This is a genomic window from Pontixanthobacter rizhaonensis (genome assembly GCF_012972675.1).
Classification (GTDB): domain Bacteria; phylum Pseudomonadota; class Alphaproteobacteria; order Sphingomonadales; family Sphingomonadaceae; genus Pontixanthobacter; species Pontixanthobacter rizhaonensis.
The window spans coordinates 172,410-187,829 of record NZ_JABCRE010000003.1; the positions used below are offsets into that span (position 1 = coordinate 172,410).

The window sequence follows — 15,420 nt, forward strand, 5'->3', positions numbered from 1 at the left end:
ATCAGGCCCCGGCCCCTTTTCTAAGCGCAAGTTTGGGCACACCGCCTGCTTCCAACGCATCGCCGCGGCCCGACAAAGACGGGTTCGTCATGAAATAGCGATGGCAATTGAAGGGTTTTTCACCCGCGTCCATCCGCGCATATGATCCGTCCGGCTGCATTTCCCAACTTTGCTCTGTATCCAGCAAATTTGCCAGCAACACCTGCTGCAAAACCTGATCATGCACAGTTTTGTTCTTGATCGGGACCAACGCTTCCACCCGCCGGTTGAGGTTGCGCGACATCGCATCGGCGGATGATATAAACACCCGGGCACGGTCGCTCGGCATACTATACCCGTTGGCGAAGGCCCACACACGGCTGTGTTCCAAGAACCGCCCAATGATGGATTTCACGCGAATATTGTCGGACAAACCTTCAATACCCGCCCGCAAACAGCAGATGCCGCGAATAACCAATTGGATTTCCACACCGGCCTGGCTGGCTGCATAAAGCCGGTCCACAACCCCTTTGTCAGTCAGCGAGTTAAGCTTGGCCCAGATGACCGCGGGGCGACCTTTCCCCGCGTTTTCGATTTCCTTATCAATGTAATCATACAAGCTCTCGCGCAAATCTATCGGGGAGATGGCCAGCGCTTCCAGCTTGTGCGGCGCCACATAACCGGTGACGAAATTGAACAGTTTGGCCACATCGCGGCCCAATTTGGGGTCGGCTGTGAAAAAGCTGAGATCGGTGTAAATCTTGGTAGTAACCGGATGGTAATTGCCGGTGCCAAAGTGGCAATAGGTGCGTATTCCCTTCTCTTCCCGGCGGACGACCATCGATACTTTCGCATGTGTCTTCCAATCAAGAAATCCGTAAATTACCTGCACCCCGGCCCGTTCCAGTTGGGAAGCCCAGAGCAGGTTTTGTTCTTCATCAAACCGTGCCTTCAGCTCCACCACGGCAGTAACAGATTTGCCCTTGTCAGCCGCCGCGATCAAAGCGGATATCACTTGGGATTGATCACCCGCGCGGTAAAGCGTCTGCTTGATGGCTACTACATCGGGATCAGCGGCTGCTTGCCGCAGGAAGTCTACCACTACCTCAAAACTCTCATAGGGATGGTGGATGATCAGATCTTTTTCGCGAATGGCCGCGAAGCAATCGCCATCATGTTCCATCACCCGTTCGGGATAGCGCGGGCTGTAACTGGCAAACTTTAGATCAGGCCGGTCTTCACCCACAATGTTGGACAGGCCCGAAATGCCGATCATGCCGTCGGTCTTGATAATCGTAGTGCCCTGCGTGGAAAGCTGCTGGCGCAGGATATCCTCTGCCACAGGATCAAAATCATCTTCCAGTTCAAGCTGGATAACTTGGCCCCGGCGGCGGCGCTGGATGGCGCTGCGGAAGGTCCGCACCAAATCTTCTGCTTCTTCTTCAATTTCGATGTCACTATCGCGCAGGACACGAAACGCACCATCGCCCACAATCGTAAAGCCGGGAAACAGATGCTTGGCGAACCGGCAAATCAGACTGTCGATCGTGATGTAGATCGCATCTTCACCCGGCACTCTGATAAATCGCGGCAGTGCAGACGGGATCAGCACCATCTCCACCAATTGTTCGCCGTCGCTATCGCGCCTTAGGGTGAACAGCAGCCCAACCCCGCCATTGGCCACAAACGGGAATGGATGTGCAGGATCAAGCGCCTGCGGCGTCATCACCGGGACGATATCTTCAAGGAAATAGCTCTTAAGCCGTTTATAGGTCTTTGGATCGACCCGCCGATCATCCGCAATGGTGAAGCCCGTTTCGGTCAGCCCTGCACGTAGCTCGTTCCAGATATCTTGCTGCTGCTGGTTGATATCTGCCACGGCAGCATGGATCGCAGTGAGCTGCTGGGAAGGGCTTTGCCCATCGATAGAAAGCCGATCAATCCCGCGCTGCGCCTGCCCCACAAGCCCGGCGACGCGGATCATCATAAACTCGTCAAGATTGCTGCCCGATATCGACAAGAAACGCAGCCGTTCGAGCAGCGGATAATTGGTGTTTCTGGCCTCTGAGAGAACCCGTTCGTTAAACGCCAACCAGCTCAGTTCACGGTTGATATAATGGTCTGAAGCCGAAATCTGTACGCCGTCTGCGCCCTGCATATCCATCATGTTGACCTGACTTGCCATGGTGTTGTCCCGACCAGTCAGATGGTTTGATACAGCTGGTCTGTTTGGCACACGCTTGATGGGGTATCGGTCCTATGTAAATCGCACGGGATTGCGTGACATATGACTGTCACATTCCGCGCCGTAATAGCAACCGGAAATTTAGAGCAGCGACGAACTTTCAGCGATCTGGGTGATGCCCCGCTTGCCAGCCGCATCACGCCCCAATTGCACCACCACATCAATCACAGACGCCGCATAAGCAATTGTGTCCGCCCGCGACAGCCCGATCCCCGTTTGCATCACCATTAAGGACAGCTGTTCTAACGCCCCGTTCAGGCTGTTGGCGTGGATGGTCGAAAAACTTCCCGGATGGCCGGTGTTGATTGCCCGCAAGAAGCTGACGCTCTCCGCACCCCTGAGTTCACCCAGAACAATACGGTCGGGCCGCAATCGCAAGGCGGCTTGCAGCAATTCGTTGGCTGTTACTTTGGCTTCTCCCAGCTCGCCTTTCACCGCGACCAAGCCAACACCATTGGCCCCGGGCAGTTTTAATTCAGGCGTATCTTCCACCAGAACCACCCGCTCATGCTGAGGAATTTCACCCAGCATTGCGTTGAGAAATGTCGTCTTGCCGGTCGATGTGCCGCCAGAGATCAGAATCGTTTTGCGGTGCTTGATCGCTTCGCGCAGAAACGCGATCGGGTCCTGCTGCGGATCGGGCATTGCGGGTGCTTCAGCAACCGCCAGCGGCCCCGCATCATACGCATCCAGCGGCAAGTCCAGTCGCCGATGACGGCGGATCGCCATGACCCAGTTTTTGCGGGCGGCGGGCGGCCCGCAGAACTGCACACGCGCGCCGCCCGGTAATGTCGCACCCAGCAGCGGATGTTCGCGGTTGATGCCCTGATGGCTGACGCGGGCAACTTGTTCTGCCAGCCTTTGTACCAGACGGTCATCAATGGCGGGAACTTCCAACCGCTGCATTCCGGGATGGGCGGCATCTTCGATCCACACTTCACCGGGGCGGTTGACGATAATCTCTGTCACCGTGTCGCGGTCCAGCCATTCGCGGAATGGTTCAAGATAGGCATCAAGATAGACGCTGCGTTCCAGCGCCGGATCGCCATCAGATGGCAAAGAATGAATATCCGCCGTCACGATTAAATGCCCCTTACTGGCCGCCGACCGCAGTGAAATCGAGATCGCGCGCGGTAAATACCCGGATAGGCTCACCCTGACGAACGCGGATGGTCGGGCCGATCTGGCTATCTTGCTGGGCTGCCGCCGCAGCCGCTTGGCCGCCGCCGCCCAGCACGACCGAGGCACCGCCTGTACCAATAGCGGACAATCCGCCCACCACCGACAGCAGCAGCGCCGATCCAAATCGCTGGAAGAAGTTGCTGTTGACTTCGCCTTGCAGGCCGGTGGTTCCGTCAAAACCGACCGCCGGAGATTGCAAATTGACCGACGCACCATCTGGCCGGATAAGCCGGGTCCAAATCACGTAAGCGCGCTTTTGGCCGTTTTGCAGGCCTGATTGGTACTGGCCGATCAAGCGTGAACTGCGCGGCACCAGCACAGTTGTACCGTCAAAACTGCGGACATCTTGGCTCACCACAGCCCGCACGAACCCGGGAACATTGGTGTCGATAGCGGTTTCAAGGATTGCGGGGATCAGCGTCCCCTGTGTCACCGTGGTTTTCGGATTGACCATGGCTTGCGCTTGGGCGGGTGCACCGCCCACACCGCCGACACGGCTGGCAAAATCATTGGACGTTCCCCCGCCGGGAACAGCCGCAGCCGGCTTGCCGTCAGACACCGCAACTGCGGGAACAGCGACTGTGCCCACGGGGGCACCGCTGGCATCGAACACGACCGTCGGGGTTGCATAGGGGTTTTGCACTGCGCCCACATTGCTGATCGGGGCCGCTGCCAAAATAGGCGCCGGTGCGGGGTCTGGACGCGGGGCAACAACCGGCTGCGCCACTGCAGCCTGCGTTGCCACCGGCGTGGGCGCGGCTGCTGGCTGGGCGATTTGCGGATTGCCGACACCTTCTGGCGGAGCAACACGGGCGGAATTCATACCCCACAAGGTCACTGCCCCAAGCCCTGCCACCAAAGCAACGCCGGCAACCATTCCCATCGCATCAGACTTACCCTTGCGCTGCGTTACAGCGGGAAAGGAATTGCGGCTGGCCAGGTCAATTACCTCTGCAGATGTAGCCTCTCGCGGGTCGACATCATTGGCGGCATCACCATTTTTGCCAGAGGATATACGGCTTGCAAGACGCATCATTCGCTCTCCCTAATCGCCAATTGCGGGTCTGCTTTCGTGCGCACCGGGCCAACATTTTTGAGCGATGCTGTCTCTTTACCCGACCGCAAAATAAACTCCGACGGGACGCCTTCGACCACGATAGTGTCACCGCGCACAGTGAAGTTTACCGGCCCTTCGGTTCCGCTTGCATCCTTGATCAAAATGGCCGGCACCGCAGTACCGTTTGCCCAACGCAAAAATGTCGCATTGCCATCATCATAGACCTGCGCAGGCAGCAGGTTTGTATCGCCGTCTGTCGCCCACTGAAAATTAAGCTGCGAAGGATCGACTACTGCATAAGGATCGGTCGCCGCAGCCAATTCGGTGGGGTTGGCGCGTTCTATTGCGACCATCTGTTCTTCCTGCCCTGCCGGTTCTTCCGGCTCCTCTGGATAGGTGAAGCGCAAGACATATAGCGGCTTCGCCCGTGGGCTGGCGATGAGATCAAACAGATAGGTATGCCTATCCGTAATAACCGTCATATTGGTGCGGGCGGTGGGGCTTAACGGTTTCACGAATAACAGATTGGCGCGTTTATTTGGCGTCACTTGCCATGCTTGGGAATCGCCAATGGCAACGTTTTCAATCCGTTCCGCTTCATCAAAAGCAATGGTGGCTTGCACTTTTGTCCGGCCTTCAATCCGCACCACTTCCGACGGATTATAAAGCCGTTCGACCAAGCGCGAATCCTGCGACCAGGCGGGCACGGATGCAGCAAACATGGGAACAGCAATTAGCAGCGCAGAGAGAGTCGCGCGGATCATTTCAATTTCTCCGACCGTGTGGTGGCATTGCGGAACCGGTTTCCGATGCCGTGGGTGCGTGATGGCCCAGTGGTAAGCGGCTGCATCTGACTGATGCCTGACGATGTAGCTACAATTCTTGTGGTTCTGCGTGCAGAGGATTGGGGCGATGTGCCGGATGCATCATTCGCCGCTGGCGCGGGCTGCAGGCCCGACACGTCAATCCGCCGGGGCGGGTTGGACATCCCCGCCGCTTGGGCCGTGGTCATTGGTGCAGATGGCGCAGAAGTGACGGGCGCGACAGTGTTAGAGGGGTGTTCGCTCCCCATCCCCGGCTCCGGCACCAAACCAAATACGCGCCACCCGCTCACGATCGTGGCGCTCACTTTCAGAACCATGATCATCAAAGCGACATGAACCGCACCAATCAGGAAGAACGCCATTGCCGACCGGGGATCAATCTGGCCGGGCGTTTGCGTGAGAGAAGACAATATCGGCACCGCCAGTTCCAACATAACCCCGCCGCCAAGAACAGCGAATAAGGGCGTCAGCGCCAACATCACCAGCCCCTTCAACCATCCGGTGAACAAGCCGCGTGTGCCGTTAAACAGCGCCATGACAACAAAAATCGGCCCCAGCGCCACCAGCAACGCCAAAGCAATACGCGCGGTCACCAAAACGCCCACAGTGCCGAGCAGGAACAACAACGCGCCAAGCCATAGGATACCCTGCGGGCTGAATGCGCTGATCTCTGCGCCTTGTCCGCCGCCTTGTGTGCCTGCTCCTTTGGAAGCCTCCTGCACGGCGAGGAACACAATATCCAGCTTGTCACCGAAAGTCGCTGTCGCAGACCCCTGGGTACCCGTCAGCAAACCTGCCAGATAGTCAGGGGCACCAACCGCGACATTCCAAACCACCGATTGGTATATCACCCAGCTGGTCGCGAATGTTGTCACCAGACCCAGGGTGATCATTTTCGGGATGAGTGATTTCACGCTGAGATTGGACCGGCCCAACAGCAGCGAAATCGCAAAAAATGCGATGAACAGCGTGAGAAGCGATGTCAGGACCGGCGCCATCGCCCCGCCCGGCGCGAATATCCGGCCAAAAGCAGCCGCGCTGACTTCTGACGCGGTACAATCGACCGCGCGCAATGCGGCGGCGACACCAGTACCAACCTCGTCCATCAAGGCATCGCAATTGGCGCTCATTCAGCGGCCTGCCAAACGGCGTAATCATGGCCGCCATCTTCCGCCCCGTCGGCGTTACCGGGCCAAGCCCGGCCAGTAAGCGGCGGATACCAGGCAGCAGGCTCATCACCCACAGATTCGCGCAGCATATCCAGCTTACGCACCGTGCCTTCGCGGCCTGACAGGATCGTCAAAACCTCTGGCGCGTTGGACAGATCAAGCCGCACAACCACCGATGCATCCGGCTGGCGAACCAGGAAACACCGGCTATGCGCTGGCAAACTGCGGATCAGCGCCAACTCGTGCTGCGTGAGCCCGAAACCATCGCAATAATCCTCTGCCCGCGCCCGCGCATTGGGCATAAAGATCATCGTCGCTGTCTGTTCGACCAGCGCCGTCGATATTTTACTGTCGAGCGCATCGCGCGCCGATTGTGTCGCAAACCCGACCAGAGCATTGCGCTTCCGCAAGGTCTTGAGCCAGTCACGAATGCGGGCGGCGAAGACTTCATCGTCCAGCGCTTTCCACCCTTCGTCGATCAAGATCATAGTCGGCTCCCCATCAAGCCGCTGATCGATACGGTGGAACAGATACATCATAGTCGGCGTGCGCAATTTCGGGTTTTCGAGCAGCGCTGTCATATCGAAGCCAAGCACACGATTATCGAGGTCGAGCAGGTCTTGCTGATTATCAAACAACCAGCTGTGCTCACCGGCATCGCCTTCACCTATGTCGGCATCCGCACTGCCGATCCATGCTGCCAGCCGATCGGCCAGATCGCCCGGCTTCGGGCGGCGGGAACCAGACAGCAGTTCTTTGAAATGCCGCAAACGGCGCAGGCTGGGATCATTGGCGTATGTCGCATCGACGGCAGCACTAATGATCGAAAGTTCTTCAGGGCCATCGGCGCGCAGCAGCACGCCCAGCCAGTCGCGCAAGAATGCCCTGTTGGCGGGTGTGTCCGACAAGGCGAGCGGGTTAAATCCGGTGGGCTGGCCCGCTGTGATCCGGTCATACCGGCCGCCAATGCCGCGCACGAACAGCTCTGCCCCGCGATCCTTATCAAACAGGATGGTGCGCGGATTGAACTTTTGCGCCTGCGCCGCGAGGAAATTCATCACCACGGTTTTGCCGGAGCCGCTGGGACCAATGACCGAGAAATTGCCTAAATCACCATTGTGAAAATTAAAGAAAAACGGCGTCGCGCTGGTCGTTTCCAGCAGCGTTACGGCCTCCCCCCAGTGATTGTCTTGCGCCTGCCCCAAGGCAAACCCGTGCAGTGATCCAAAGCTGGCCATATTGGCGCTGGAAATCATCGACCGGCGGACAATATAGGTTTCATTGCCGGGGAATTGCCCCCAAAATGCCGGTTCCAGATTGGTGTCTTCGCGCACCGCAATCGCGCCAGTATCGGCCAAAGCAGCAGCAACGGCAGCGCTGGCATCATCCAGCCGCGCCAGATCGCTTTCGCGCACCAGTACGCTCAAATGATGGTCACCAAAACCAACCGCGCCGTTACCCAGTGCATCGCGCGCCGCCATCATATCGGCGCGCTCTGCGGCGGCTTCCTCATCCGCTGATCGCAGCCGCCGGATCGACAGGTCCATCCGTTCACGCGCGGTCTGGCGTTCGCTTGGCGCATAGCTTTCGCATACCACCATTTCATGCGGCAAACGCAGCAGCCCGTCGAGCAATCCCGGCGATGTCGCATCGGGATAATCTTTCAGACTGAGAATGGCGCTAAACTCAGGTTCCCCCGCCCCGCGCAGCTCCATCGCATCCAGCCCGAAACTGACCCGCCGATAGGGCAACATATGCCCGATATCGACATCATCATCAGGTTGGCGGACAGGACGCATTTCGCCATTGTATAGTGCGCTTAACAGTTCCAGAATTTCGTTATTGGTGCCGCCGCTGGCCCCTTCATATTCCCCAAGCAGAGCAGCATTATAGGACGAGAGTGATGCGATCAGACCGGTCGCCGCGGCTTTCAATGCGCGGACATCTTTGGGATCAGCCTCTACTGCGGATTTGCCCTGCCGGTTCCACAATTTGGCCAACCGCTCGGCCAGCCCCGCTTTGCCGCGCGCGGGGCGCCGGATCAGCGTGATAAACTGATCATTGATGAATAGCTGCCCGTCACCCAGCCGTTCTTTCCAGCGCCGGTCAATATGGGCTGCCAGCGGGTCATCAAACTCTGCATCCAATTCCACTTCGACCCTGCGGCGGATGACATGGTGATACATCACAAAACGCGCATCCAAAGTGGAACGCAGCATCACTTCGCGTGTGGCAGTATGCGCATTCAGCGCATCGCTATCTTCAGTCTCGAACAGCAGGCCGGGCACTTGGATGGCGGTCATCACCGATCCATCGCGCAGCATCATTGTGCTGGGATCAATCAAACGTGCGAAAGGCAAACGGTCACCCGCTTGGGCTTCCTTCGCGCTCCACGATGCAGCTCCGATCCAATTCGTCATACGGTCAAGCCTTTTTGTGCAGGCCCTATGGTGCGGGACGTAGTGAATAACCTAGGGCGCATAGCTGTTACACCCCCATCGTTTCCAGTTCTTGACCCGCGAGCATTTGCTGACTTTGGTGATCCAAAGGTCAAAAATGCGCGGCTCCCGCAAGCACGCGAAATAACCGATAATGTGCATCACGATCGGTACCGGAATAATCCAAAAGCTCTTCAAAATCAGGAACGCCTCTGCCGTGACCAGCATATTCAGGATGAAGAAATTCATCGTGACACCGGCAAACATTTGCGGGCGGGTCAATGCGCGGTGGACAGGATGGCGAACAAGCTCGGTCATATCAGCCAGCAGCCGCCTGAATACCGGCCACAATCGTGCTGGCGCCAAACAGAATGAACAGGCCAATCACAACAGTTGCGCCGAAACGCCAGTTCATCCGCCCGGTCAGCATCATAAAACCAACCGCGGCCACCGCCATCACCGCAATTGCCGTGGCGACATTGCCCAGCAGAGTCCCTTGCAACCACAGCAAGCCTGCGGTGATCGGGCTGGACCCTTGCGGATCGGTTGTTTGCTGCGCCAAGGCCGCGCTGGGCCAAAGCGTCAGGGTAGAAAGAGCGGCCAACAGGGCCGACAGGCGGGTAAACAAACGCATTTATTGAGTGCTCCGAGCGAGGTTGGATCGTGAGTGGTTGGAAAGGCGGCCCATAATGGCAGCGACATATTTTTTGGTTTCACGAATATTCGGGATACCGCCAGCGCGTATCACGCGGCCGGGGCCAGCATTATAGGCAGCGAGCGCCTTTTCCAGATTGCCGTCAAAACGGTCGAGCTGTTGGCGCAAATACCGCGCGCCACCTTCCAAATTGGCGAATGGATCGTCAGGATCAACGCCCAGTTCCTTTGCAGTTCCCGGCATCAATTGCGCCAATCCCCGCGCGCCAGCAGGTGAAATCGCATTGGCCCGCCACCGGCTTTCTTGCCAGACAAGCGCCTCTATCAATGCAGGGCTTAGGTCAAACCGCGCGGCCAGTTCATGCACTTTGGCCAAATATTGTTCCGGGATAAGCCCGGTGAGCAGCGCCGCATCCGCAACCGCTTCAGGGGGAACGAAGAAACTGGCTGACAATTCTGTTGCCGGTGCCAGGGTCGATGTTGGGCCCGATGTTGGACCGGCATATTGGACAACCGGCGGCAATGCAGTGCCACCAGCGATCCATTGCGCGCCGTCAGCCCCGATTTCCAGTACATCGGCCCGGGCGTGCGCAGACATCATGGTCATGCCCGGTACGGCAATGCCAAATGTCAAAAGCGCGCAGCCCGCCAATCTGAGAATCATCATTCTCTCCATTCGCCCCCATTGCGCACCGTACATGACAGCGCGGTGACAGCAAGGTTGCCATTTTCAGCAGCAAATGTTGCGAAACTATGGAGATGGGCAGAATAATGATGGAGTCACCCGGCAAAAAATCCGGACTCGATCCAATGATTGCCAGTGATTGCCCGTAATTAGCGCGCGGCGACGCGGCCCGTCACGGCGAATTCGCCCCTATCAATCATCCCGATAACTTTCATCGCCAACCGCCGCGAATCGACCCAATCACCATCCGCTGTCTCCAAACGGTAGCGTGTTTCCGAGCGGGCGGCAGCATTGAGCAATTCCAAAGCAGCGGTCGTTTCACCAGAACGCGCCAATGCGACGCCGATGCTGATAAGCTGTGCGGGATCATCCTGAGCAATAGCTGTACGGATATCGGCGCGCTGGACCGCAGCCGCATTCAAGACTGTCGCAGGCTCACCAATCCGGACGGGCTGCGCCGACGGTTGGCTTAATAGAGCCAATGATAATGCGGTTAGCGCGGTTCCAAGGGCCATTTTCTCTTCTCCTCAATCCTTTTCGAATGGGAAAATGTGCCCTGCTGCGCAGAACTGCAACAAAAATGAAACATTGTCACTGAACTGTAATATTTAGAACTCGGCCCCACGCTGTTTTGCAAATTGGCAAGGCTTAGAAACGCCTAATCCCCCGTCATATTTGTCGTAGTCCTGTCATTCTTCGGACACTGTCATCTATCTGAAATGTTGCACAAAAAGTGAAACTGACACCCCCTAGCTGACGATTCGCGAGCTGAAATTCGCTTCATCTGATTCTCAGTTTTTAGAGGGGACCACTCCCGTGAAGAACGTATCCCGTACCATCGTCTTAGGCTGCGGCCTGATTATTCTTGCCGGTTGTGGCGCTGACGACATCGCCTCTCCGGGCACCGGCGGCAACATCACCATCAATAACCCCCCGGCCACACCTCCACCACCGCCACCTCCGCCGCCGCCGCTGGTTACCCCCGCTGGAGGGTGCCCAACCATTTCCAACAATACTGGCGGTTTGATTGATGAAGGCACAATCACTGGCGATACCGGCGAATACCGCGTTTGCACGATGCCGGCGCGTTTCACGTCCTCGTCCACCCTGCCCTACATTGCAGGCGTTCTATACCGGATGAACGGGCGCGTTGATGTCGGCAGCGATGGCGGCCCGACACCGGACAATACAGACGGTCTGGACGACACCAATGTCGAACTTACGATTGACCCGGGCGTGATTGTCTATGCCAGCGGCTCATCCTTTCTGATGGTCAACCGTGGCAACACGATCCAAGCAAACGGTACGGCCACCCGCCCGATCATCTTCACCAGCCGCGACAATGTAATCGGCGGCTCCTTCATCAGCGATGATTCTTCGGGCCAATGGGGCGGCGTTGTGCTGGGCGGGCGGGCACCGGTTACAGACTGCATCGCACCTGGTGCAACACCGGGCACAATCGCGTGTGAACGGCAGGTCGAAGGCGCTGCTGCACCAGCCGTATTTGGCGGTGCGACCGCCAATGACTCCTCTGGTTCCATGAGCTTTGTGCAGATCCGCTATTCCGGCTTCGTCCTGTCCGGCGATAACGAGCTGCAATCGCTGACCACCGGCGGCACCGGCACGGGCACGAATTTTGAAAACATCATGAGCTATAACAGCTCTGACGATGGCGTTGAGTTCTTCGGCGGCTTTGTAAATATGAAAGGCTTGGTCGTTGTCGGGGCAGAGGATGACTCGATCGACACAGACACGGGCGTCAAAACCAATCTGCAATATGTAGTCGCGGTACAACGCCAGGAAGTTGGCGATACGATCATTGAGGCGGATTCCAACAATGGACTGCAAGATCAAACGCCGCGCCAAAACACGCAAATTTCCAACGCAACATTCATCCAGCGCAAAACAGATGACCAAGTCGTCCGTATTCGCGGGGGTACCGATTATGCGCTGGTCAACACAGTGATCGTGGACAATTCAACCAACGGCACAGCGTGCTTGCGGATCGATCTGCCCGAAACCCTGCGCGCAGCCGATGCAAGCTTGGATGATGTTGGCCCGCCAAGATTTGAATCGCTGGTACTCGATTGCGCTACGGACTTCCGCGACGGCAGTAGCGGCACAACCGCTGCCCAAGTCCAGGCTGAATTCGATGCCGGTTCCAACAACAACGCATCCTTCACCAACACCCTTACGATGACATACATCAACGGGGCGAATGAAGACGCCGTAGTTGCTTTCGATCCGACATCCCTGTCCAGCTTCTTTGAGAACGCTGGCTTCATCGGCGCAGCACGCGCTGGTGACACACGGTTTGAAGGGTGGACCTGCGATTCTGCGGCGATCACGTTCGGCAACAATGTCGGCGCCTGCACATCGCTGCCGGTCTACTAAGCCACCACGATTGAGAGAGGCGCTTGCAGGTCTGCGGGTGCCTCTCTTTTCACATTTGCGGGCCCACGGCCTGGTTCAACACTTCGACCTTTATTAAGCGAAGGGGTCTTCGAAAATGACATCTGGCAAGCGGCTGGCGGAACTGCTCCTGCTCTCAACTGCTCTCACATATCCGGGCGCTGCCCTTGCTCAGGATACAAGCCTATCTGAGGAAGCAGCCACTGCGACCGCAGTAGACGTGCAAGCATCCGATCCGGACGCTGCGGAAGAAGAGTTTAATCAACCAGATATCTCCATTCCCGGCGGCGGCGAGATTGTCGTGACGGGTCGCCGCGTGCGCGACGTAACCCGCAGCTCAAGCCAAGTCGTTTCGGTGCTGAGCAGCGAAGAGATCGCACGGACGGGCGAAGGCGACATTGCTGGCGCGCTGGGGCGCGTGACGGGCCTATCGGTCCAAGGGCAGGGTTTTGTATTCGTGCGCGGATTGGGTGACCGGTATTCGCTTGCTTTGCTAAACGGCCTTCCTCTGCCATCCCCGCAACCCCTCAGCCGGGTGGTGCCGCTGGACATTTTCCCGACCAGCATTGTTGCATCATCGCTGGTTCAAAAGACCTATTCGGCCAACTTCCCGGGTGAGTTTGGCGGCGGTGTCATCAATCTGACCACGCAGGCCGTGCCCGATGAAGGTTTCCTGAAAATCAGCGCCGGGATTAGCGGCGATGAACAGACCACATTTTCCAGCGGGATTGACTATTACGGATCGGATTTTGACTGGTTCGGCTTCGATGACGGTACCCGCGATGTCCCGCCCGCGCTCCAGGCTTTCTTTGATAGCGGCAATCGCTTGTCAGATTTGGGAGTAGACCAACAGGCAATCGCCAGAGAATTGGGCAATCCCAATCTGGTTCTGACGCAAAATATCGATAGCCTGCCCGCCAATTTCTCAGGCGGGATTACTGGCGGAACAGCGTGGGATGTCGGATCGGACGGCAGGTTGGGCATTATCGCCACGACATCTATCAGTAACAAATGGCGCAACCGGTCGATCATCAGCCAATCCGCGGTCGATGCTGACCTCAATCTGGATAGCGACTTCCGCGATTTCGTGACGGACAACCGGATTTTGGTCAACGGCTTGGTCGGATTTGGTCTGGAGCTTGGCCAGCATAAATTCCGCTGGACCAACCTTTATATTCGCGACAGCCTGAAACAGTCACGCCTCTCCATCGGTACAGATTTCCAAGATGAAGATAGCGAGTTTAGCCAAGACACATCTTGGTTTGAACGCGAATTGATCAACACCCAGTTTGTGGGCGAGATGGAATTTGCCGATCTGGATGTCGATATCCGCGCTGGCTACGCCCAAACCCAGCGAGAGGCGCCTTACGAATATAATTTCACCTATGTGCGCACCAATAACGCCAATGATCCCTTGGGTGATACATTTATCAATGTTCTCGATCGCCAGACTGGCAGCGCGTCAGTGGCTTTCTCCCAGCTGAAGGAAGATTTGTATTTCGCCGGGATCGATCTCAGCTACCCCGTGGCTGACTGGCTCCGCCTGACCGCAGGTTACGCCTATACAGATACGGACCGGTTCTCTTCCCGGCGCGAATTTTTGTTCGATGCCAATACGGGTTTTGACGATGCGGTCGGCGCGCTGCGGCCCGATCTGCTGCTCGGCGATGCGGTTATTGATTTTTATAATATCGGACTGATCGAAACGACCCAGTCAGACCCGGCATTCAGCGCCGCTTTGGAAGTGCAGGCCGGATATCTGAAAACAACCCTTACCCCGACGCTGGGCCTGACACTCGATATCGGTGTCCGCTATGAAGATGCAACCCAAGCGGTCAATCCGGTTGAGGTGTTTGCCACTCCGACAAATTCCGGCAGCTCGACCTTGCTTGCCAATGACTATTTCTTGCCGTCAGCAACGGTGACATGGGAAGTTACCGATACATTCCAGATCCGGGCCAATGCATCGAGAACGATTGCCCGTCCGCAGTTTCGCGAACTGATTTTCCAAACCTATTTCAACCCGGAAACCAACCGCCAGTTTAATGGCAACCCGTTCTTGGTCGATAGCGAGCTGACCAATGCAGAAATCCGCGCCGAGTATTACTTTGGCCGCGGCAACCGCGTATCACTGGCGGGCTTCTACAAAGATATCAAAAACCCGATTGAGGTATTTTCCAGCTTTTCTGACAACACGCAGATCAGCGGCTTTGCCAACGCCCCCAGTGCCACATTGTACGGGGCGGAATTTGACATTCAATATGGCTATGACCTGATCGATTGGGGCGGCTGGTTTGAAAGCAAACAAGCCATCTTTGTTGCCAATTACACCTACACCCAATCCGAACTGCAAGTGTCATCCAGCGATATTGCAAGGGTGTTCCCCTTCGCAGACCAACCCGCAACAAACTTCTTCCGCGATGGTGTGCCGCTGACAGGGCAATCCGATCATCTGATCAACCTGCAATTGGGTATTGAAGATCTGGACAGGCTCCAACAGTTCACTCTGCTGCTGAACTACGCCAGCGAACGGGTAACCAGCCGCGGGACAGCGCAGCTTCCGGACATTGTCGAGGATCCCGGCCTGACCGTGGATTTCGTGGTCCGTCAGGAGGTCGATCTATTGAAGCGGCCCTTCGAATTGAAATTCGAGGCACGAAACATTTTCGGGCGCGACAATTTTGAATTTCAAAGCAACGGCACCAACCGGATCGAAATCAACACATATGAGGTTGGACAAAGCTTCAGCTTCTCTGTCTCGACCGAATTCTAACA

General features: G+C 56.9%; 12 protein-coding genes. 2 read left to right on the forward strand and 10 right to left on the reverse strand.

Annotated features, from left to right (window positions below; all coding sequences use genetic code 11):
• Nucleotide 1 precedes the first annotated feature (1 nt).
• The 10 genes from HKD42_RS08555 to HKD42_RS08600 all read right to left on the reverse strand — a co-directional run bounded on the left by HKD42_RS08555 (nt 2) and on the right by HKD42_RS08600 (nt 10,748).
• Nucleotides 2-2,146 carry an RNA degradosome polyphosphate kinase gene (locus HKD42_RS08555; protein ID WP_425500387.1) on the reverse strand — a complete coding sequence of 715 codons (2,145 nt, stop codon included), beginning with the start codon at nt 2,144-2,146 and terminating at the stop codon, nt 2-4.
• A 159-nt stretch (nt 2,147-2,305) separates the two neighbouring features.
• Nucleotides 2,306-3,304, reverse strand: coding sequence for a P-type DNA transfer ATPase VirB11 (gene virB11, locus HKD42_RS08560; protein ID WP_343042281.1), 999 nt, complete (start codon nt 3,302-3,304; stop codon nt 2,306-2,308).
• A 13-nt stretch (nt 3,305-3,317) separates the two neighbouring features.
• Nucleotides 3,318-4,439, reverse strand: coding sequence for a TrbI/VirB10 family protein (locus HKD42_RS08565; protein WP_170013967.1), 1,122 nt, complete (start codon nt 4,437-4,439; stop codon nt 3,318-3,320).
• Complete coding sequence (locus tag HKD42_RS08570; RefSeq protein WP_170012477.1) at nt 4,439-5,227, reverse strand: TrbG/VirB9 family P-type conjugative transfer protein; 789 nt, start codon at nt 5,225-5,227, stop codon at nt 4,439-4,441. Before HKD42_RS08570 ends, HKD42_RS08565 begins: the two co-directional genes overlap by 1 nt.
• Nucleotides 5,224-6,417, reverse strand: coding sequence for a TrbL/VirB6 family protein (locus HKD42_RS08575; RefSeq protein WP_170012479.1), 1,194 nt, complete (start codon nt 6,415-6,417; stop codon nt 5,224-5,226). Before HKD42_RS08575 ends, HKD42_RS08570 begins: the two co-directional genes overlap by 4 nt.
• Nucleotides 6,414-8,876: a VirB4 family type IV secretion/conjugal transfer ATPase gene (locus HKD42_RS08580; protein ID WP_170012481.1), complete on the reverse strand. Its 2,463-nt coding sequence runs from the start codon at nt 8,874-8,876 to the stop codon at nt 6,414-6,416. The genes HKD42_RS08575 and HKD42_RS08580 overlap by 4 nt, the downstream gene beginning before the upstream one ends.
• A gap of 51 nt (nt 8,877-8,927) precedes the next feature.
• A complete protein-coding gene (locus HKD42_RS08585; RefSeq protein WP_170012483.1) occupies nt 8,928-9,212 on the reverse strand; it encodes a VirB3 family type IV secretion system protein in 285 nt (94 codons plus the stop codon).
• A gap of 1 nt (nt 9,213) precedes the next feature.
• A complete protein-coding gene (locus HKD42_RS08590) occupies nt 9,214-9,528 on the reverse strand; it encodes a TrbC/VirB2 family protein (protein WP_170012485.1) in 315 nt (104 codons plus the stop codon).
• Entirely contained in the window at nt 9,529-10,224 is a 696-nt protein-coding gene (locus HKD42_RS08595) for a lytic transglycosylase domain-containing protein (protein WP_425500379.1), read from the reverse strand. It abuts the gene before it with no gap.
• A gap of 158 nt (nt 10,225-10,382) precedes the next feature.
• A complete protein-coding gene (locus HKD42_RS08600) occupies nt 10,383-10,748 on the reverse strand; it encodes a hypothetical protein (RefSeq protein WP_170012487.1) in 366 nt (121 codons plus the stop codon).
• Between the two features lie 301 nt (nt 10,749-11,049).
• Between HKD42_RS08600 and HKD42_RS08605 the strand changes: the two genes are divergently transcribed.
• Nucleotides 11,050-12,627, forward strand: a complete 1,578-nt coding sequence (locus HKD42_RS08605) for a hypothetical protein (RefSeq protein ID WP_170012489.1) — start codon at nt 11,050-11,052, stop codon at nt 12,625-12,627.
• Nucleotides 12,628-12,742: 115 nt separating this feature from the next.
• Nucleotides 12,743-15,418, forward strand: a complete 2,676-nt coding sequence (locus HKD42_RS08610) for a TonB-dependent receptor domain-containing protein (RefSeq protein ID WP_170012491.1) — start codon at nt 12,743-12,745, stop codon at nt 15,416-15,418.
• Nucleotides 15,419-15,420: the final 2 nt, after the last annotated feature.

Bases quoted from the DNA above. Each gene is read 5' to 3' on its own strand.
- HKD42_RS08555 (WP_425500387.1), bottom strand. From the start codon at position 2,146: ATGATGGATATGCAGGGCGCAGACGGCGTACAGATTTCGGCTTCAGAC.
- HKD42_RS08565 (WP_170013967.1), bottom strand. From the start codon at position 4,439: ATGCGTCTTGCAAGCCGTATATCCTCTGGCAAAAATGGTGATGCCGCC.
- HKD42_RS08570 (WP_170012477.1), bottom strand. From the start codon at position 5,227: ATGATCCGCGCGACTCTCTCTGCGCTGCTAATTGCTGTTCCCATGTTT.
- HKD42_RS08575 (WP_170012479.1), bottom strand. From the start codon at position 6,417: ATGAGCGCCAATTGCGATGCCTTGATGGACGAGGTTGGTACTGGTGTC.
- HKD42_RS08580 (WP_170012481.1), bottom strand. From the start codon at position 8,876: ATGACGAATTGGATCGGAGCTGCATCGTGGAGCGCGAAGGAAGCCCAA.
- HKD42_RS08585 (WP_170012483.1), bottom strand. From the start codon at position 9,212: ATGACCGAGCTTGTTCGCCATCCTGTCCACCGCGCATTGACCCGCCCG.
- HKD42_RS08590 (WP_170012485.1), bottom strand. From the start codon at position 9,528: ATGCGTTTGTTTACCCGCCTGTCGGCCCTGTTGGCCGCTCTTTCTACC.
- HKD42_RS08595 (WP_425500379.1), bottom strand. From the start codon at position 10,224: ATGGAGAGAATGATGATTCTCAGATTGGCGGGCTGCGCGCTTTTGACA.
- HKD42_RS08600 (WP_170012487.1), bottom strand. From the start codon at position 10,748: ATGGCCCTTGGAACCGCGCTAACCGCATTATCATTGGCTCTATTAAGC.
- HKD42_RS08610 (WP_170012491.1), top strand. From the start codon at position 12,743: ATGACATCTGGCAAGCGGCTGGCGGAACTGCTCCTGCTCTCAACTGCT.